Raw genomic sequence first — 15684 nt, 5'->3', positions numbered from 1 at the left:
ATTCATAGTGGTCAAGGCTCTATCTCCAGGTGCAAGTACACCTTGATGCCTACCAATACATGGGCCACATCCAGGATTACATACCATTGCACCTGCATCCATGAATATTTTTATGTATCCTCTGTTCATTGCCTCAAAATAAACTTCATTTGATGCCGGAACAATTACTGTTTTAAGAAGAGGGCTTAACTTCTTTCCCTTAAACATCCTTGCGGCTATCTCTAGATCCTCTATCCTACCGTTTGTACATGTCCCTATGAAGACTTCATCCACTTCAGTGCCTGCATATTTTTCAACTGGGTAGACATTGTCAACTTTTGGTGAAACAGCAAGTTGAGGCGTTAGATCATCTACATCAAATTCAAATATCCTTTCATAGTTTGGATCTTTTGGAACAATTTCTGTGTATGGATATCCTCTTGACTTCAAGAAGTTCTCAGTTACCTTATCAGTCTTGATTAATCCAGTCTTTCCTCCCATCTCAATTGCCATGTTTGTTAGTGTAAGTCTATCACCTATTGCCATATTCTCAATAGTTTCCCCACCAAACTCACAAGCTTTGTAGGTTGCTCCTCTGGCTCCAACTTTTCCAATAATCTTAAGGATCAAATCTTTTGGGTAAACACCTTTAGCAAACGATCCATTAACATCAAAATAAAATGTTTCTGGAACTCTAAACCAGTTCTTACCGGTGGCATATGAAACTCCAATGTCTGTAGATCCAACACCAGTTCCAAATGCTCCAAGAGCGCCATAAGTACACGTGTGGGAGTCTCCTCCAATGATAACTCTTCCTGGTAAAACAAATCCCCTCTCAACAAGAACTTGGTGACAGATTCCTTCTCTAAAGAAGTTCTTTATACCTTCCTTTTTTATAAATTCTAATACTTCTTTCTGTAACGTGGCACTTTCAACTGATGCCGGTGGCTGCACATGGTCAAAGATAACAACAACTCTGTTCTTGTCATACAATGGCTTACCTGTATTTCTTAATGCTTTAATTGCAAGCGGCGTTGTATTGTCATGACTCATCGTTACATCTATATCAACTAATACAATTTCTCCAGCAGAAACGTTTCTTGATAGTTTCCTTGAAAAAATCTCTTCAGCAACTGTTCCCATTTACTTCACCATATTTCTTTAGAACTACTCTAGTACTTGTTGCAAGAACTCCAGGGATACTTCTTATATCTTCTATTAAGTTATTGAGTTCAGCAACATTCTTTAATGATGCATAAATAGCGATATCTTCGTCTCCAGACATTTCATATAGTTTTTCTACACCTTTCATATTCTTAATTTTTCTAGATATTGATGTTGTGTAAATATGGGCTTCAAGCCTTAGGAATAAAACAGCATCAACTCCTGTTGGAATAGTAACAGCTTTAACTCCAAGCACTTTTTCAGCAATATCTAAGATATCTGTTTCATGCACAATTTTTCTTTCGTCCCCTACTTTCTTAATCTCTTGAATTATTTTTAACAAATCTTCGTCGCTGGCCTTAATCCCGTACTGGTTTAATTTTGACATAACAGCTCTTCTGCCAGCAAATTTATCGACTATTATCTTTCTTTCTTTTCCAACCATCTCGGGCGAAAAAGGTTCGTAAGTAGATGGATTTTTTAAAACACCATCTGTGTGAACTCCACTCTTATGCGTGAATGCATTATCTCCCATTATTGGCATTAGTGGATAAATGTAAATACCTGTTATTTTTTCTACATATGCGGAGATCTGTTTTAGCATTTTAAGGTCATACTTTAAATTTTCTCTATCCAAGATATTAGTGGCCACTACAAAATTAGATAAATCCACTATACCTGTTCTTTCACCTATACCGTTAACTGTTGTATGGACACAGTCGGCTCCTGCTCTTACGCCTGCCATAGCATTTGCAACAGCAAGACCAAAATCATTATGACAATGTACATCAATTCCAACAGGTTTTACATTATCTTTAATCTTTTTTACAAGATCGTAAAAAATGTGGGGTTGCATAACCCCAACGGTATCTGCTACGCTTATCCTGTCAGCCCCAGCATCAATAGCAGCATTACAGATTTCAATTAGGTATTCAAAATCTGTCCTTGTTGCATCTTCGGGTGTGTACCTGACTTTTAATCCGTGGTCTTTTGCATATTGGACACAATCTACTACTTTTTCTATCGCTACTTCCTTAGTCATCTTTAATTTATCTTTAAGGTGAACATTTGAAGTTGCAAGAAAGATCGCCACTCTGTCAACTTCACAGTCAACAGCCATTTCCACGTCTCCCTTTACAGCCCTCACATGTCCTACTACCTCAGCCTTAAGACCTTCTTTTACAACCTTTCTGATAAATTCTTCAATCTTTGGAGAAACATTAGGGTGGCCGACTTCTATCATATCGACTCCAAAATTGTCAAGCATCTTGGCTAGCGTCATCTTTTCATTTACGGTAAAAGAAACGCCTGCTGTCTGCTCACCTTCCCTTAAAGTTGTGTCCAATATCTTAACCATTTTATTCTCCCCAATCCTCTTCTTCTTCGGGAGCAATTTCGAGTACTAATGGGTCTAGGCTTATTATTTCAAGCTCTATTCCACACTCTGGGCACTCTACGATATCCCCAACTTCTGGATTTTCTATTTCAATAACGCAACTACATTCTGGACATTCTGACATCCAAATCACCTCGATGGCATTAATCGTAAACTCCTTTTAAATCTTCCGGTTATAAACGGCATAAATTTTACGATAATCGAAATATTTTTAAAGGCAAATGCAAAATATCATCCATGGATGAACTAGATATACAAATATTGTCAATCTTAGAAAAAGATTCTAGAATGAAGAATACTGAGATAGCAAAAAAATTATCTGTTTCAGAAGGATCTATCCGAAGAAGAATTGATAATCTAGTTGAAACAGGTATAATCAAAAATTTCACAGTTGAAGTTTCTACAAATTTTGGATTCATTTCATTAGTTCTATTAAATACCCACACCCAAGAATCAACTGATGAGATTGTAAAACAGATCATGAAAATCGAAGGGGTAAAAAGAGTGTATGAGACAACTGGAGAATGGGATGTTGTAGCATATGTGTTATGCAATTCACCAAAAGAGTTTAATATCATTATAGAAAATATCAGAAAGCTTAAAGGAGTTAACAAATCAACTAGTTTAACAGTCTTAAACGTATTATAGTGGTTATATGGTAAAAATTCTGCTCGTTGATGATAATCAAGATTTTTTAGATATATTAAAACAAGGTCTTTCTAGTCATCAGGTATTACTTGCAAATGATGGATTAGAAGGTGTAGAAACATACAAAAAAGAGGAGCCTGATGTTGTTATAATGGATATTAAAATGCCAGTAATGGATGGCATCAAAGCAACAAAGGAAATATTAAAGTTTAATCCTAATGCCATTGTCATAGGTGGAACCGCCTACACAGAGCTACAAAAAGACATGTTTGACGCAGGTGCTAAATTCGTTCTTATAAAACCATTTTCAATTGATTCAATAGAAAAAATAATAGAAAAATATGTTTTAAAAAAGAGGCCTAAGACAGGATACTATAAATAGATCTTTTTTCTAAAGCTTCTCTAAGCTCCATTCCAATTCTTTCTCCATAGCTTATTTCCCTTCCATAAAGATAACCTGAATGGGGCGTGAATTTTGTGCCTGGGCTTCCCGGAATTCTCATTGAAACATCGAATATGACAATCTCTTCCTTCCCTTCATAAGAAGCTACTGCCCCTTGAAGTGCAAATGGCCCAATTATGCCTGGTGGGTACTCCTTCCTTGTAACCTCAACAAATTTTTCTCCAATTTCAAAAGCTTTTTCTAAAATACTTTCTTTAGTAGTACAAGTAATGTGACCAGTTTCAATCATTTTAGGTTTAACATACTTTAATACTTCAAGCTGTTCATTTGCAGGAAGTCTTAGTATTCCATCGAGATTTGTCTGTCTTCTAGTATCTGTTCCCATAAGCTCTAGTTCTTCTCTTACATTTGAATAGAAGAAATTGAAATTAGTCTGGGCCCCCAAAATATATTCTTCAATAACTGCTTTATTCAAAGCTTCTCTAGTAATAATCCCTTTTTCAATTAATTCTTCGCTTTTTTGTTCGTACTCAGATCGAGAAGAAGCAAAGAAAAAGGCCCTTTCATATCCTCTTATAGCTTCAGAGACCTTTACTATCACAAGTCTATCAATTTCTTCAGGGGATGAGAATATTCTTGGAAATCTTATGCCTGCTTTTTCTAAAAGATAATACTGGTTTTTTGGGACATCCCTTTCTTCAAGTTTTACAAGACCTCTTGTTCCATATATCGGTACAAAGAAATCATTTTCTATTCTTTCAAAATCGAAGTAAACCCAGAAGTACCTGTTGTGTATAAAAATTGTATTCATTTCACGAAGCTGTTTCTGGACTTCTTTTTTAGTAATATCTTTGAATGAGTCTAATACTACCACTTCATCGATACAGCCTCGACCATCTCTTGATCTGTAGTATTTTGAATAAGTCTTTTCTCTTCCTTTTTGACAGACTGCAACTGTTTTAAATCCGTATTTCTTTACACCACTTGAAATATCTAATGCGGAATGTCCACCTAATACACCGATAGTTATGTTTTCAAGGTCGTAACTGTTTAGGATATTCTTTATATCCTCCTGATTTATCATGAAAAAACCTTACCAGCTTTTTACTTCTTCTTTGGCCTCTCCCTTTATCAACTTTAGTACTTTGACCATATTTTTAGCTGTATTCTGTGAAGTCTTTATCCCATATTCGTCCTTGTCACAATCTCCAGCATTGTAACCGTGTCCTACACCGCCATAGTGGGAAGTTGTTTCGTCAGCGACAACAATTGAGTTATGTATCAAGAAGAAATTAAAGATCTGTTGCAATGTAGTTTCTTGTCCACCATTTCTAAACCCACCTACAGAAATCCCAGCACCTACCTTGTTTCTAAGTTCAAATTTTCCCCTTAGAGCCCTTGTCCTATCCATAAATGCCTTCATTTGAGCAGAAACCCCGCCCAAATATACCGGTGAGGCAAGTAGTATTCCGTCAGCACCCCTTATCTTTTCATAAAGGGGGGTCATATCATCTTTTTGGATACATGTTCCAGTATCCTTGCATGCTCCACATGCCTTACATGGGGCAATTTTAAGTAAACCAGCGTGTATCAGCTCAGTTTCAACCCCAAGTTCTTTACATGTTTCAAGTGCCTTCTTCAATAGAAATAAAGTGTTCCCCTCTCTTGGAGAGCCACAAATGCCTAATATTTTCATATAATCACTCCATTTTCTTATGATTCTTTATTTATAAAAATGTTTTGTAAGGATCTTATCTAAATTTTTATAAAGATGCATACACATGGAATAACAGTGTTTTCATGGACGAAATAGATGAAATAAGAAAAAAAAAGATGGACGACTTAAAAGAAAGACTATCTGGCGAAAAAAAGAAAAGGGTATTAATTGAAGTTCTCGCTCTTTCTGGATGCTCTCATTGTCCCGCAGCCGCCGAAATGGCCTATAGGGTAGCATCACAATATGATAACGTGGACGTTGCAATCGTTAATGTTGCAACTCCTGAAGGGGAATCAAAAGCAAGAAAACTTGGCGTAATGGGCGTACCGGCAATTGTCATAAATGGAATACTTGCCTTTGTTGGAACCCCTCAAGCAGATATGATAATGCACGATGCGGTCAGAAAAGCTATGTAGATAACTCCTTTATTTTATCTTTTAGCTCTTCTAATATTTCTATGTAGTATTCTTCAAGAATCGGTGAGAATTTATCTGAAAATGTAAAAGGATCACTTATCCCTATTGCACAAAAAAGTATTTCTTTAGGCATCCTGTCAGGTGAAATTTTCATACCCAGTTTTATCATTGTTGAAAAGTTAGTAGAATGGGGGGAAGTCGTCTCAGGTAGAGATAAGACGTTCTCTAGTGTAAGATAAGTTATTTTTCCCACATTATTGGAAATAATAGAATCAATAAATATTGCACTATCATAATCTAAGATTGAATCTAACAGTTCAATTCCAGAAGAATAGAAAACTTCAAATACCATACTTTCTTTATCTTTGAAAAATATTTCTAAATCTTCAACTATTTTGGGGCCTATTCTATCATCTTTAAGGTATGGATTACCAATCCCGAGGACTATTATTTTCTTCATTTTATACTCTAATTGGATTTGGCCCTAATTCTCTTATTCTTTCTGTAAATGATGTCATGACTTCTGAGAATTTCTTTCCCTCAGATGCAGAAATCCAGAATATCTCTAATCTCTCTGGCTCTATGCCCATGTCAGATATTAATTTTTTTAACATTGTAATTCTTTTTAGAGCTTTAAAGTTACCTTGTTGATAATGGCAATCAGCAGGGATATGGCACCCCCCTACGAATACCCCGTCAGCACCTCTAGCAAATGTTTCAAGAATAAATGCGGGATCAACCCTGCCTGAGCACATGAGTCTTATTAATTTGACATTTGGAGGATAACTATATCTTGATGACCCTGCGAGATCAGCACCAGCGTATGTGCACCAGTTGCAGACAAAACCAATAATATTCGGTTCAAAATTTTTCATCAGTCAACACCATAAAATTTTTTTATAAATCCATCCCTTGGAGTTTCAGAAATTGAAGCAATTCTTTCTTTTGGGAGCCCCATAGAGAGCCCTAAAAGTTGGTTATAATAGAAAACAGGTATGCAGAAATCCTCCCCTTTATCCCTCAATCCTTTTTGTCCTAAATCAAACTGAAGGAAGCAGAATGGGCAGGCAGTGACAATACAATCAGGTTCAGAGTATTTAATATTCATTAGTTTCTTTTCTAAGATTTTCAATGTGACATCGGGATTATTCCCTCGCATACCCCCACCTGCACCACAACAAGATAGTTTCTTTGGGTAGTATACACTCTCCATACCCAAAGCTTCAACTAATGCATCAAGTTTGTGAGGCTTTTCGGGATTTTCAGCCATTAAATGGTCTGACGGTCTTAAAAGATGGCATCCATAGTGGACTGCAGCCTTAGCACCGTCTAACTTAACCTTAGTCGATTCTCTAATTTTTTCAACACCTATATGGTCATGAAGTATTTCTACTAAATGGTATACAGAAATTGTTCCTTGATATTTTCTACCAATTTGATTCAGAATAGTATTAACTTTTTCTCTCTTTTCCTGATTGCTTTTTAAAAGTACATTACTATTCTTAAGATAACAGAAACATCCATTGCAGACTGCCATCAGATCTTTATTCATCGATTCAGCTATTGATAAATTTCTTGCACTCTGCACAAGTCCTGATATTTCTTCAACTGACCAGAAAGCCCCTCCAGGTGGGCAGCAACCTGCACCGATCATATCATAAACATTTGCCCCCAAAAGCGGCATTGTTTCCTTAATGGAATTTTCAATATCGGGGTATCTCAAAGGAATAATACATCCAGTATACAAAGCATATTCAGTCACAGGCAATAACTTCATCTCCTTTTGGTTTCCAGTCTTTCTTTATCTTTAGTAGTTTAACAGCATTAGTCAAATTTATTATTTTTTGAATTTCATCAATATACTTCTTATTTGACCCTGCAGTACTAAGTGGTGGGGCCTTAACTTTATCCCTTAACTTTATCCCTTTTTGAACAGTAACAGCATGGCCAAGATGGTATATATTATTAGCTACTTCTATCTGGGCCTCTGGGATGATTCCTTTCTCTGCAGAAATTCTTCTTAGAGCAAATACAACTTCTGTAGGTCCTGCATTTTGGGGGCATCTCTCTAAACACATAAAACAAGTAGTGCATAGCCATATTGCTTTTTTATCCAATATTTGCTCATCAAGACCTAAAAGAACTTGATGCATAGTTCTTTTAATTTTATGATCGGTATCACTTGCAACAGGGCAACCTGAAGCGCACATCCCACACTGGAAGCATTCGTAGACTCTTTCTCCACCGTACTCAATGACCTTATTAACAAGATCCTTGTTCGCATTGTTAAGAACAATTTTCATTTTATTCCCTCCGTAAGAGCCAAAATCTGCATTCTAACTTGTTTACTTGTAAAATGATTTGCTTTAATAGCCCCGGATGGGCATGCTGCACTACAAACACCACATCCCTTACAGAGTGCAATATCTACTTCTATTTTGTCCTCTTCTTCATTAAATTTAATTGCTTTGTAAGTACAAAGAGATTCACAAGCCCTACATCTTGCACATAAATCTTCAATCACCTGGGCAAATAGGGGTTCGATGTCTATTTCTCCCTTTGCCATAAGTGAGGATGCTGCGGAAGCAGCAGCTTTTCCTTGACTTACAGCATCTGGTATTTCTTTAGGACCTTGACACGCACCTGCTATGAATATCCCATCACTATCAGTACTCACAGGTTTAAGTTTTGGATGGATTTCTTTGAAAAATCCAGTTTTATCCGTACTTATATTCAGTAAATTTGCTAGGTTCTTGGAACCTTTAGATGATTCCATTGCAACTGCTAGAACCACAAGATCAGCAACAACGCTAATCTGTTCTCCTAAAGTGTCATCATCGCCTGACACTTCTAACCTGTCCCCAATTGAATCTACCTGGCTTATTCTACCTCTTATGAATTTTACTCCCTTTTCTCTAGCCATCCTATAATATTCTTCATAACCCTTACCAAAACATCTAAGGTCGATGTAATGGATAAATATGTCCATATCTGGGTATTTCTCTTTTAGAAGCCTTGCATGTTTTATAGAGTATGTGCAACATATCCTAGAGCAATAATCATTTGTTTTCTCATCCCTTGATCCTACACATTGAATAAAAGATATTGTGTGGGGTTTTCTACCATCAGAAGGTCTCAAAATTTCTCCCTTTGTTGGTCCAGAGGCACACATCATTCTCTCAAGTTCAAGAGAAGTTATTACATTTGGATGATCATAATCATACTCGGCCTTCCTATTGGGATTAAAAAGGTCATACCCAGTTGTAACAATAATACTTCCAACATCAAATTCCACATATTCATCTTCATTTTTTGAAACATCTATTGCCCCAACTTGGCACCTTTTCTCACACAACTTACATTTAATGCATTTAGTTTTGTCTACAACAGCTTTCATAGGTATGGCTTGCTGAAATTGTATATAGATTGCTTTTCTTTTATCCATGTTACAGTTAAATTCATTATCAACTTTTACAGGGCACACTATACTGCAATCACCACAACCATTGCACTTTTCCCAATCTACAGAAGTTTGTTTTTTCTTAACTACAATATGGTAGTTTCCTATATGCCCTGAAACATTTTCAACTTCTGAATAGGTAAGTAGTTCTACATTTGAATTGTTTGAAACTTCTACCATCATTGGTGCAAGGATACATGCGGAACAATCGTTTGTAGGAAAAGTTTTGTCAAGTTGGGCCATTTTCCCGCCAATACTTGGATTTCTCTCTACAAGGTATACTCTGTACCCGTCTCGGGCCAAATCTAGGGCTGCATTAATTCCAGATATCCCTCCCCCTATAACAAGTACAGATTTTAAAACAGAGAGTTTTCTATCCTCTAAAGACTCTAATTCAGATGCCCTATAGACTCCACTTTTGACTAGATGCTTTGCCTTTTTTGTAGCATTTTCCTTATCTTTAATATGTGGCCAAGAACATTGGTCTCTTATGTTTACTTGTTCATAGAGGTATTTATTTAAATTAGCAGAATTTAATGTTTTTCTAAAAATTTCTTCATGCGTTCTAGGTGAGCAGCATGCGGCGACAACTCTATTAACTCCTTCTTTTTTAATATCTTCCTTTATAATATTCTGTCCTTGTTCTGAACAGAGATACATATGCTCTCGTACAATAGTCACATTTTCTAACGTTTTAGAAAAGTTAACAACTTCTTCGATATTCACACTACTTGCTATATTTGTACCACAGTGGCAAACGTACACACCAATTTTTGGAGAACTACTGGATTCTTTTTTCTTCTTTGATTGAGATTTTGCCATATACTCTCACCCATCAAGATATCTAATTCATTTGATAAATTTAGATTACCCTAAACTGTTGATAAAAAGAGTCAGCTATTTTTATGTCTTTTGGTTTATGATTGAGATTTCTGCAAATAAATTATAAACTAAAAGATTTATCAAGACCCTTAATATTAACCGTAATTATGTCTTGATCAATTACCTTCCCTATAGCATATGAACTGTAGTATTTATTTAAAATCTCAAGCGCTTTATCTTTATCTTCTTTTGAAACTATAACCATAAACCCAGTTCCCATATTAAAAGTCCTGTACATCTCTTCAATTTCTACTCCAGTATCCATAATTTTTTTGAAAAGTGAAGGGGGTTCTGGTAGTTCTAGATCAAATCCCATATCTTTTTTTAATCTTTTAAGATTTAGAAGGCCGCTACCTGTTATATGCGCCATTCCTTTTACTTTTACCTTTTCAATTAGATCCAAAATCTGTTTTACATAAATCCTTGTAGGGATTAAAAGTTCAGAATAGTCTTCTTCGCCTAAGGCTTTCCTTGCAAGTGTTAATCCATTTGAGTGGATTCCTGAAGATTCGATACCTATTACTATATCTCCCGGTACAATATCTTTCCCAGAAATTATTTTATCTTTTTTTACTACTCCAAGACATGTCCCTGCAAGATCAAACCCTTCTCCATCACCTTTAATTATATCTGGAAGAGTAGCAGTTTCCCCGCCAACTATGGGCATATCAGATTGTTTAGCACCTTCTAGTAGTCCTTTTGCTATTTCTTTGAGCATATACTCAGAAGTTTTCTCTAAAGCAATATAATCTACGAAAGCAATAGGGGCTGCGCCATTACATATTACATCATTAACGTTCATAGCAATAACATCAATTCCTACGGTGTCATATTTTTTTAATTTTTGAGCAACAAGAACTTTTGATCCCACCCCGTCAGTAGCAAGTGATAAGGCGTAATCTCCAAATTCTATAAATCCTGAAAAGCTACCTATGTCTCCAATTGCAGCTCCAATCTTTCCTTTTCTAAAATGGAGGGTGTCCTTGATGACCGAGACTAGAGCACTTATAGATTTTTCTTCAACTTTTATGTCTACCCCTGAAGATTTGTAATCCTTGGGAGTTGTCACTTACTTCACTCCTAAAATCCTCATAGCAAGATAGGCAGCATTATCTCCATTATCTATCCCTACACATGCCACTGGAACGCCTTTTGGCATCTGGACTATAGAAAGAAGCGCATCTAATCCATCAAGTTTAGAAGAAACGGGAACGCCTATCACAGGTTTTTTTGTATGTGCTGCAACAACTCCTGGAAGCGCCGCCGCCAAACCTGCTATAGCGATAAAAATATCATATTTGTCCATTTTAGCAAGCTCTGCCACTCTTTCAGGTTCTCTATGGGCAGAAGCAAATTGGACTTCATATTCAACTTTATTCTCATCAAAAACTTTCTTTACTTTGTTTACTATCTGCTCATCGCTCTTTGAGCCAGCAATAATTAGTATCATGTAATAAAGGAGGCATATGCATTAAAAAGATTTTTGTATAAAAAAGTGTTTTGATATAAATTACTCTAAGAAATATTAAATATAAAAAATAAAAGGACTTTTCCTATTAACTTACTAGAAATAACCTTTTACTAAAAAACTCTACTTAATACCTTCTTGGGTTTTTCTTCTGGTAGCATTCCCTACAGTAAACAGGTCTTGTTCCATCTGGCTTGAATGGAACTTCAGTTTCCTGTCCACAAGCTGCACAGGTTGCCTTGTGCATTTCACGAGGAGGTCTGTCGTATCCCCCTCTTCTTTCACCATACATTTTAATTACTCCTTTTGTTTGGCCATTAATGGCCTTAAACTGAGAATGTGCTTTTAGTTTATAAGGTTGATTATTCAAAATAATAAAAAATATTAATTTCTGCCATAAAATAATGTATTTACATACTTTTATTTAAATTTAAATACTAAAAAAGTGTAGTATGCTTTTAGTTAGTCTATTCCTTCTCCAATTTTCTTCCTGAAGCTCTTCCCTACAAATCTGATATAATTGTCAGATATAACTTCATATGCAATTTTACTAGCATCACTATACATATCTGCCAATCCTCCTCCAAGAATAACTCGTCCACCACCTACAGCAACATTTCCTGTTTGGGTAATGAAGGTACCTGCGTGCCTGTGGAATGAATTATCTGGAACTTCAGTAGAATAGTCTATTACTTGTCCTGTAAGATGTTTTCCAGGATATCCAGGAGGCATCTGGGAAGCTTCAAATCCGCAACCCTTAAACCATGGGAAACTGCCGCTGACTGTAAATACTCCTACACAAACTTTATCTTTAAACTTGACATCTAGATCATCAAGTTTCCCTTCATAGCTTTTTTTTGCTATGTCATAAAGCGATGTCTCAATTGTTGGCCATCTTCCCTCTGCTTCAGGTGACCCATCTCTACCATTAATTTCAAACACATAAAAATTGTAATTATTATTTTCTTTTAATGCGCATAATCCAAAGTAGATTATTCCATTAAATGCTATCTTTTCCTCTTCTAAAAGATTTGTTAAAAATGGAACTACTATTGTGTCCTCGATTTTCGTAACAAGATCCCCTCTATCTTTCAAAAGAGGGTGTGGCGCCACAACACCCATTCCACCAGTAATGTAGTTTACCATTTCACCTGGGTGACCCATTCTTTTGTTAAACCTATCAATCAAAAATGTGTCTTCCGTATCGAACCTTTCTGGAAAATCTTTAGCGCTCCCCAAGTATTTTACCTGACCTTCATGCACTGCATAGAAGACCATTACTTCTTCCCCATAGAGTCTTTCTTCTATAGTGAGTTTATCCACAGGGGAGCAGATTACGCCTGATACCATAAAGTCATCAACAGCACTCAAAGCCTCTTCAAGGGTATTACAAACTCTTGACCCTTTACCATCAAGCAAATATGGGTATTTTACTACATACTTTTTTCCATTTTTACCAAAATTATCCTTTAGAAATGTTTTAGCAGATTCAGGATCATAGAAATTTTGAAATGTAGGGCATGGTATACCCCACTTTTTCATAAGGTCATTTGTGTTACACTTATCTGCCTCAACTATCATAGCCTTTGAAGTTGGACCCCAACAAGCTATTCCTTTTTTTTCACAGCTTTCCTTTAATCCAAGTGATAAGTATTTTTCTTGTCCTCCAATCACCATATCAATATTATTTTCAGAAATATAAGAAATAATATCGCTAATGTCATCAAGTCTTTTTATCCTGCCATTATTTTCTTGAATCTCTTGCTTATAATCATTAAAAAATTGTTTTACATCATCAAAATTTTTTATCTTGACTCTATCGTTTCCTATGGGCCAAATACATTTTTTTTCAAATGCTCCACCAAGATTTCCAGGGAGCACATGCACTTCTGATACCTTTTTTGACCTTGTAATTGATTCTGCCAAGGCCCATTCCCTTGCCCCTCCGCCAACAACTGCCCAAACTTCGCCCATAATATCACTACCCTAAGTATCTACCTTTCTTTCACATTCTCTTGTTTTTGTAAGACATTTCATAGTTTCTTCAGGTATATGAGTTGGATAATCTCCATTTAAACAAGCAAGGCATAAGTCTTCTTTTTTAAGGCCAATAGCTCTTACTAGTCCTTTGATAGTTTGGTATGTAACAGAATCTGCACCAATTCTTTCTGCAACCTCATCAGTGTTTCTTGCAGCAATTAGTTCATTTTCTGTGGGCATATCTATACCATAATAACATGGATGTTTAATTGGTGGGCACGTTGATATCATGTGTACTTCTTTGGCCCCATTATTCCTTAACATAGTCACTATTCTTTTACTTGTCGTTCCTCTAACTATACTGTCATCAACTAGGATTACCTTCTTCCCTCTAATTTCACCTTTGATTACGTTAAGTTTGTCTCTAACAGCCACATCTCTTGAAACTTGAGTGGGCATAATGAAAGTTCTGCCAATGTACCTGTTTTTTATCAAACCTTCTCTCTGCTTAATTCCATATTTTTCAGAAAATCCTAAAGCAGCAGTTCTTGCAGTATCTGGTACAGGTATTACTACATCTCCCTCTCCTTCAAACTCTATATTTCTCCCAAGTTCTATCCTAGCTTCATAGACGCTCTTTCCTTCAATAACAGAATCAGGTCTTGAAAAGTAAACCCATTCGAACATGCAGTGAGCCCTGCCTTTTGGGCATAGTACTCTCTTTTCAACTTTGTTGTCTTCAACAACTATAGCTTCTCCTGGAAGCAAATCCCTTACAAGTGAATAGTCATTCACGTCAAGTCCAACACTCTCTGAGGCAAAAGAAAATGCAGTTTCATTCAAATTAGTTTTCTCACCAAATACTAAGGGTCTGTTACCATATGGATCTCTGAACGCTATGAGTTTTTTGGGCAAAAGCATCACTGCAGCATAGCTACCATCAATTCGTTCCATAGTTCCTTGAATGGCCTCAAATGTATCATTTTTAATTAACGCTTCTGAAAGGATATTTATCATGACTTCTGTATCAGACTTTGAATGAATGCATCTATTTCTATCTTCAAGTTCTCTCTTTAACTCTTGATAATTGGTAATATTTCCATTATGTGCGAGACCTATTCCATATGGATAGCTCAAAAAGAAAGGCTGAGCTTCACATAGAGTATTCGTCCCTGCTGTTGGATACCTCACATGGCCTATAGCTTTGGATCCTTCAAGCTTTGCTAACTCCTCTTTATTGAATACATTCAAGACAAGACCTTTTTCTTTTTTCTGATGCACTATCCCATCAAAAGATAGTATTCCGGCTGAATCTTGTCCCCTGTGCTGAATAGCCAAAAGCCCTCTGTAGCACTCATATGCAGAATTGTTTGATGAAGTACCTAGTATACCGCACATTTTTATTTTTCCTCTATATATTTTAAGACTGATTCAAAGACTTTCATACCAGAGATACCATTTTTATTCTTATCAAAATAAGCTCTTTCAGGATGAGGCATCATTCCAAAAACATTTCCCGCCTCGTTGCAAATACCTGCTATATTATGTGCAGAGCCATTAGGGTTCCAGGGGTATCCTGCGTATTCTCCTTCTTTATCGACGTATCTAAATACAACTTGATCATTTTCAAATAACCTGTCAAAATACTCTTTCTCCTTTTCTCTTGGCAACAATAGTTTTCCCTCCCCATGAGCAGAAGGTACTAACATTATCTCCCCTTTAGGTATATTTCTAGTGAAAACACACTTGCCTTTGTTTTCATGTTTTAGCAATGTTGGTCTGCATTCAAATCTAGCTGAATTGTTTAAAAAGAGACAGGCATCAGGATAATCCATTCTTTTAAATCCTGGTAAAACTCCAAGCTCAACTAGAACTTGGAATCCATTACATATACCGCCTACTGGCCATCCTTCATCTATAAACTTATGAAGGTCATTTGCCATCTTTGCCCTAATCCTTGAAGCAAAGATTGCCCCAGCCCTTACATAATCCCCTGCAGAAAAGCCTCCTGGAATCATAAGGCAGTTGTAGTCAAATATATCTTTGAGGTCCTTCAAATGAACGAGTTCAGGAGATGCCCCTAATCTTTTGAAAGCATAGTACATTTCATCTTCATTGTTTGTTCCCTCTATTCTTAAAACACAAACTTTTATCTCAGACCTGTCCATTGA

General features: G+C 36.3%; 19 protein-coding genes. 3 read left to right on the top strand and 16 right to left on the bottom strand.

Going from position 1 to position 15684, the window contains the following annotated elements; all coding sequences use genetic code 11:
• From HPY60_06740 to lysW, 3 genes are all read right to left on the bottom strand, one after another.
• A partial coding sequence (locus HPY60_06740; protein NPV50875.1) for a 3-isopropylmalate dehydratase large subunit occupies window positions 1–1122 on the bottom strand: 1122 nt, incomplete at its 3' end.
• Complete coding sequence (gene lysS, locus HPY60_06735) at window positions 1106–2500, bottom strand: homocitrate synthase (protein ID NPV50874.1); 1395 nt, start codon at window positions 2498–2500, stop codon at window positions 1106–1108. The genes HPY60_06740 and lysS, both read right to left, overlap by 17 nt.
• A gap of 1 nt (window position 2501) precedes the next feature.
• Complete coding sequence (gene lysW / locus HPY60_06730; GenBank protein ID NPV50873.1) at window positions 2502–2663, bottom strand: lysine biosynthesis protein LysW; 162 nt, start codon at window positions 2661–2663, stop codon at window positions 2502–2504.
• A gap of 113 nt (window positions 2664–2776) precedes the next feature.
• On the opposite strand from lysW, the gene HPY60_06725 reads away from it, so the two are divergent.
• On the top strand, window positions 2777–3187 hold the full coding sequence (locus HPY60_06725; protein ID NPV50872.1) for an Lrp/AsnC family transcriptional regulator: 411 nt from the start codon (window positions 2777–2779) through the stop codon (window positions 3185–3187).
• 7 nt (window positions 3188–3194) lie between these two features.
• Entirely contained in the window at window positions 3195–3569 is a 375-nt protein-coding gene (locus HPY60_06720) for a response regulator (protein NPV50871.1), read from the top strand.
• Here the strand turns inward: HPY60_06720 and HPY60_06715 are convergent.
• Together HPY60_06715 and HPY60_06710 are read right to left on the bottom strand one after the other, a co-directional pair.
• Window positions 3547–4674, bottom strand: a complete 1128-nt coding sequence (locus tag HPY60_06715; GenBank protein NPV50870.1) for a DUF1297 domain-containing protein — start codon at window positions 4672–4674, stop codon at window positions 3547–3549. The genes HPY60_06720 and HPY60_06715 overlap by 23 nt on opposite strands.
• 9 nt (window positions 4675–4683) lie before the next feature.
• On the bottom strand, window positions 4684–5286 hold the full coding sequence (locus tag HPY60_06710; GenBank protein ID NPV50869.1) for a flavodoxin family protein: 603 nt from the start codon (window positions 5284–5286) through the stop codon (window positions 4684–4686).
• A 104-nt stretch (window positions 5287–5390) separates the two neighbouring features.
• Here HPY60_06710 and HPY60_06705 point away from each other — a divergent pair, with 104 nt between their 5' ends.
• Window positions 5391–5723: a glutaredoxin gene (locus tag HPY60_06705; GenBank protein ID NPV50868.1), complete on the top strand. Its 333-nt coding sequence runs from the start codon at window positions 5391–5393 to the stop codon at window positions 5721–5723.
• On the opposite strand, the gene HPY60_06700 is transcribed toward HPY60_06705, so the two are convergent.
• The 11 genes from HPY60_06700 to purQ form a co-directional block, all read right to left on the bottom strand.
• Entirely contained in the window at window positions 5716–6183 is a 468-nt protein-coding gene (locus HPY60_06700; GenBank protein NPV50867.1) for a hydrogenase maturation protease, read from the bottom strand. The genes HPY60_06705 and HPY60_06700 overlap by 8 nt on opposite strands.
• Before the next feature lies 1 nt (window position 6184).
• Window positions 6185–6598 (bottom strand): hydrogenase iron-sulfur subunit, encoded by a 414-nt coding sequence (locus HPY60_06695; protein NPV50866.1) that lies wholly within the window; start codon window positions 6596–6598, stop codon window positions 6185–6187.
• The gene (locus HPY60_06690) at window positions 6598–7500 is read right to left on the bottom strand and encodes a CoB--CoM heterodisulfide reductase subunit B (GenBank protein ID NPV50865.1); all 903 of its coding nucleotides are present in this window, start codon (window positions 7498–7500) and stop codon (window positions 6598–6600) included. Before HPY60_06690 ends, HPY60_06695 begins: the two co-directional genes overlap by 1 nt.
• A complete protein-coding gene (locus tag HPY60_06685) occupies window positions 7478–8026 on the bottom strand; it encodes a 4Fe-4S dicluster domain-containing protein (GenBank protein NPV50864.1) in 549 nt (182 codons plus the stop codon). The genes HPY60_06690 and HPY60_06685 overlap by 23 nt, the downstream gene beginning before the upstream one ends.
• Window positions 8023–10005, bottom strand: a complete 1983-nt coding sequence (locus HPY60_06680) for a CoB--CoM heterodisulfide reductase iron-sulfur subunit A family protein (GenBank protein ID NPV50863.1) — start codon at window positions 10003–10005, stop codon at window positions 8023–8025. The genes HPY60_06685 and HPY60_06680 overlap by 4 nt, the downstream gene beginning before the upstream one ends.
• Window positions 10006–10126: 121 nt before the next feature.
• Entirely contained in the window at window positions 10127–11134 is a 1008-nt protein-coding gene (locus tag HPY60_06675; protein ID NPV50862.1) for a phosphoribosylformylglycinamidine cyclo-ligase, read from the bottom strand.
• Window positions 11135–11515 (bottom strand): 5-(carboxyamino)imidazole ribonucleotide mutase, encoded by a 381-nt coding sequence (purE, locus tag HPY60_06670; protein ID NPV50861.1) that lies wholly within the window; start codon window positions 11513–11515, stop codon window positions 11135–11137.
• A gap of 145 nt (window positions 11516–11660) precedes the next feature.
• Window positions 11661–11825 carry a DNA-directed RNA polymerase gene (locus HPY60_06665; GenBank protein ID NPV50860.1) on the bottom strand — a complete coding sequence of 55 codons (165 nt, stop codon included), beginning with the start codon at window positions 11823–11825 and terminating at the stop codon, window positions 11661–11663.
• Between the two features lie 170 nt (window positions 11826–11995).
• A complete protein-coding gene (locus tag HPY60_06660; GenBank protein ID NPV50859.1) occupies window positions 11996–13507 on the bottom strand; it encodes a hypothetical protein in 1512 nt (503 codons plus the stop codon).
• 12 nt (window positions 13508–13519) lie between these two features.
• A complete protein-coding gene (purF, locus tag HPY60_06655) occupies window positions 13520–14911 on the bottom strand; it encodes an amidophosphoribosyltransferase (GenBank protein NPV50858.1) in 1392 nt (463 codons plus the stop codon).
• Between the two features lie 2 nt (window positions 14912–14913).
• Window positions 14914–15681 (bottom strand): phosphoribosylformylglycinamidine synthase subunit PurQ, encoded by a 768-nt coding sequence (purQ, locus tag HPY60_06650; protein NPV50857.1) that lies wholly within the window; start codon window positions 15679–15681, stop codon window positions 14914–14916.
• Window positions 15682–15684: the final 3 nt, after the last annotated feature.

This window comes from Methanofastidiosum sp., assembly GCA_013178285.1.
Classification (GTDB): domain Archaea; phylum Methanobacteriota_B; class Thermococci; order Methanofastidiosales; family Methanofastidiosaceae; genus Methanofastidiosum.
This window is presented reverse-complemented; position numbering and strand designations above follow the sequence as displayed.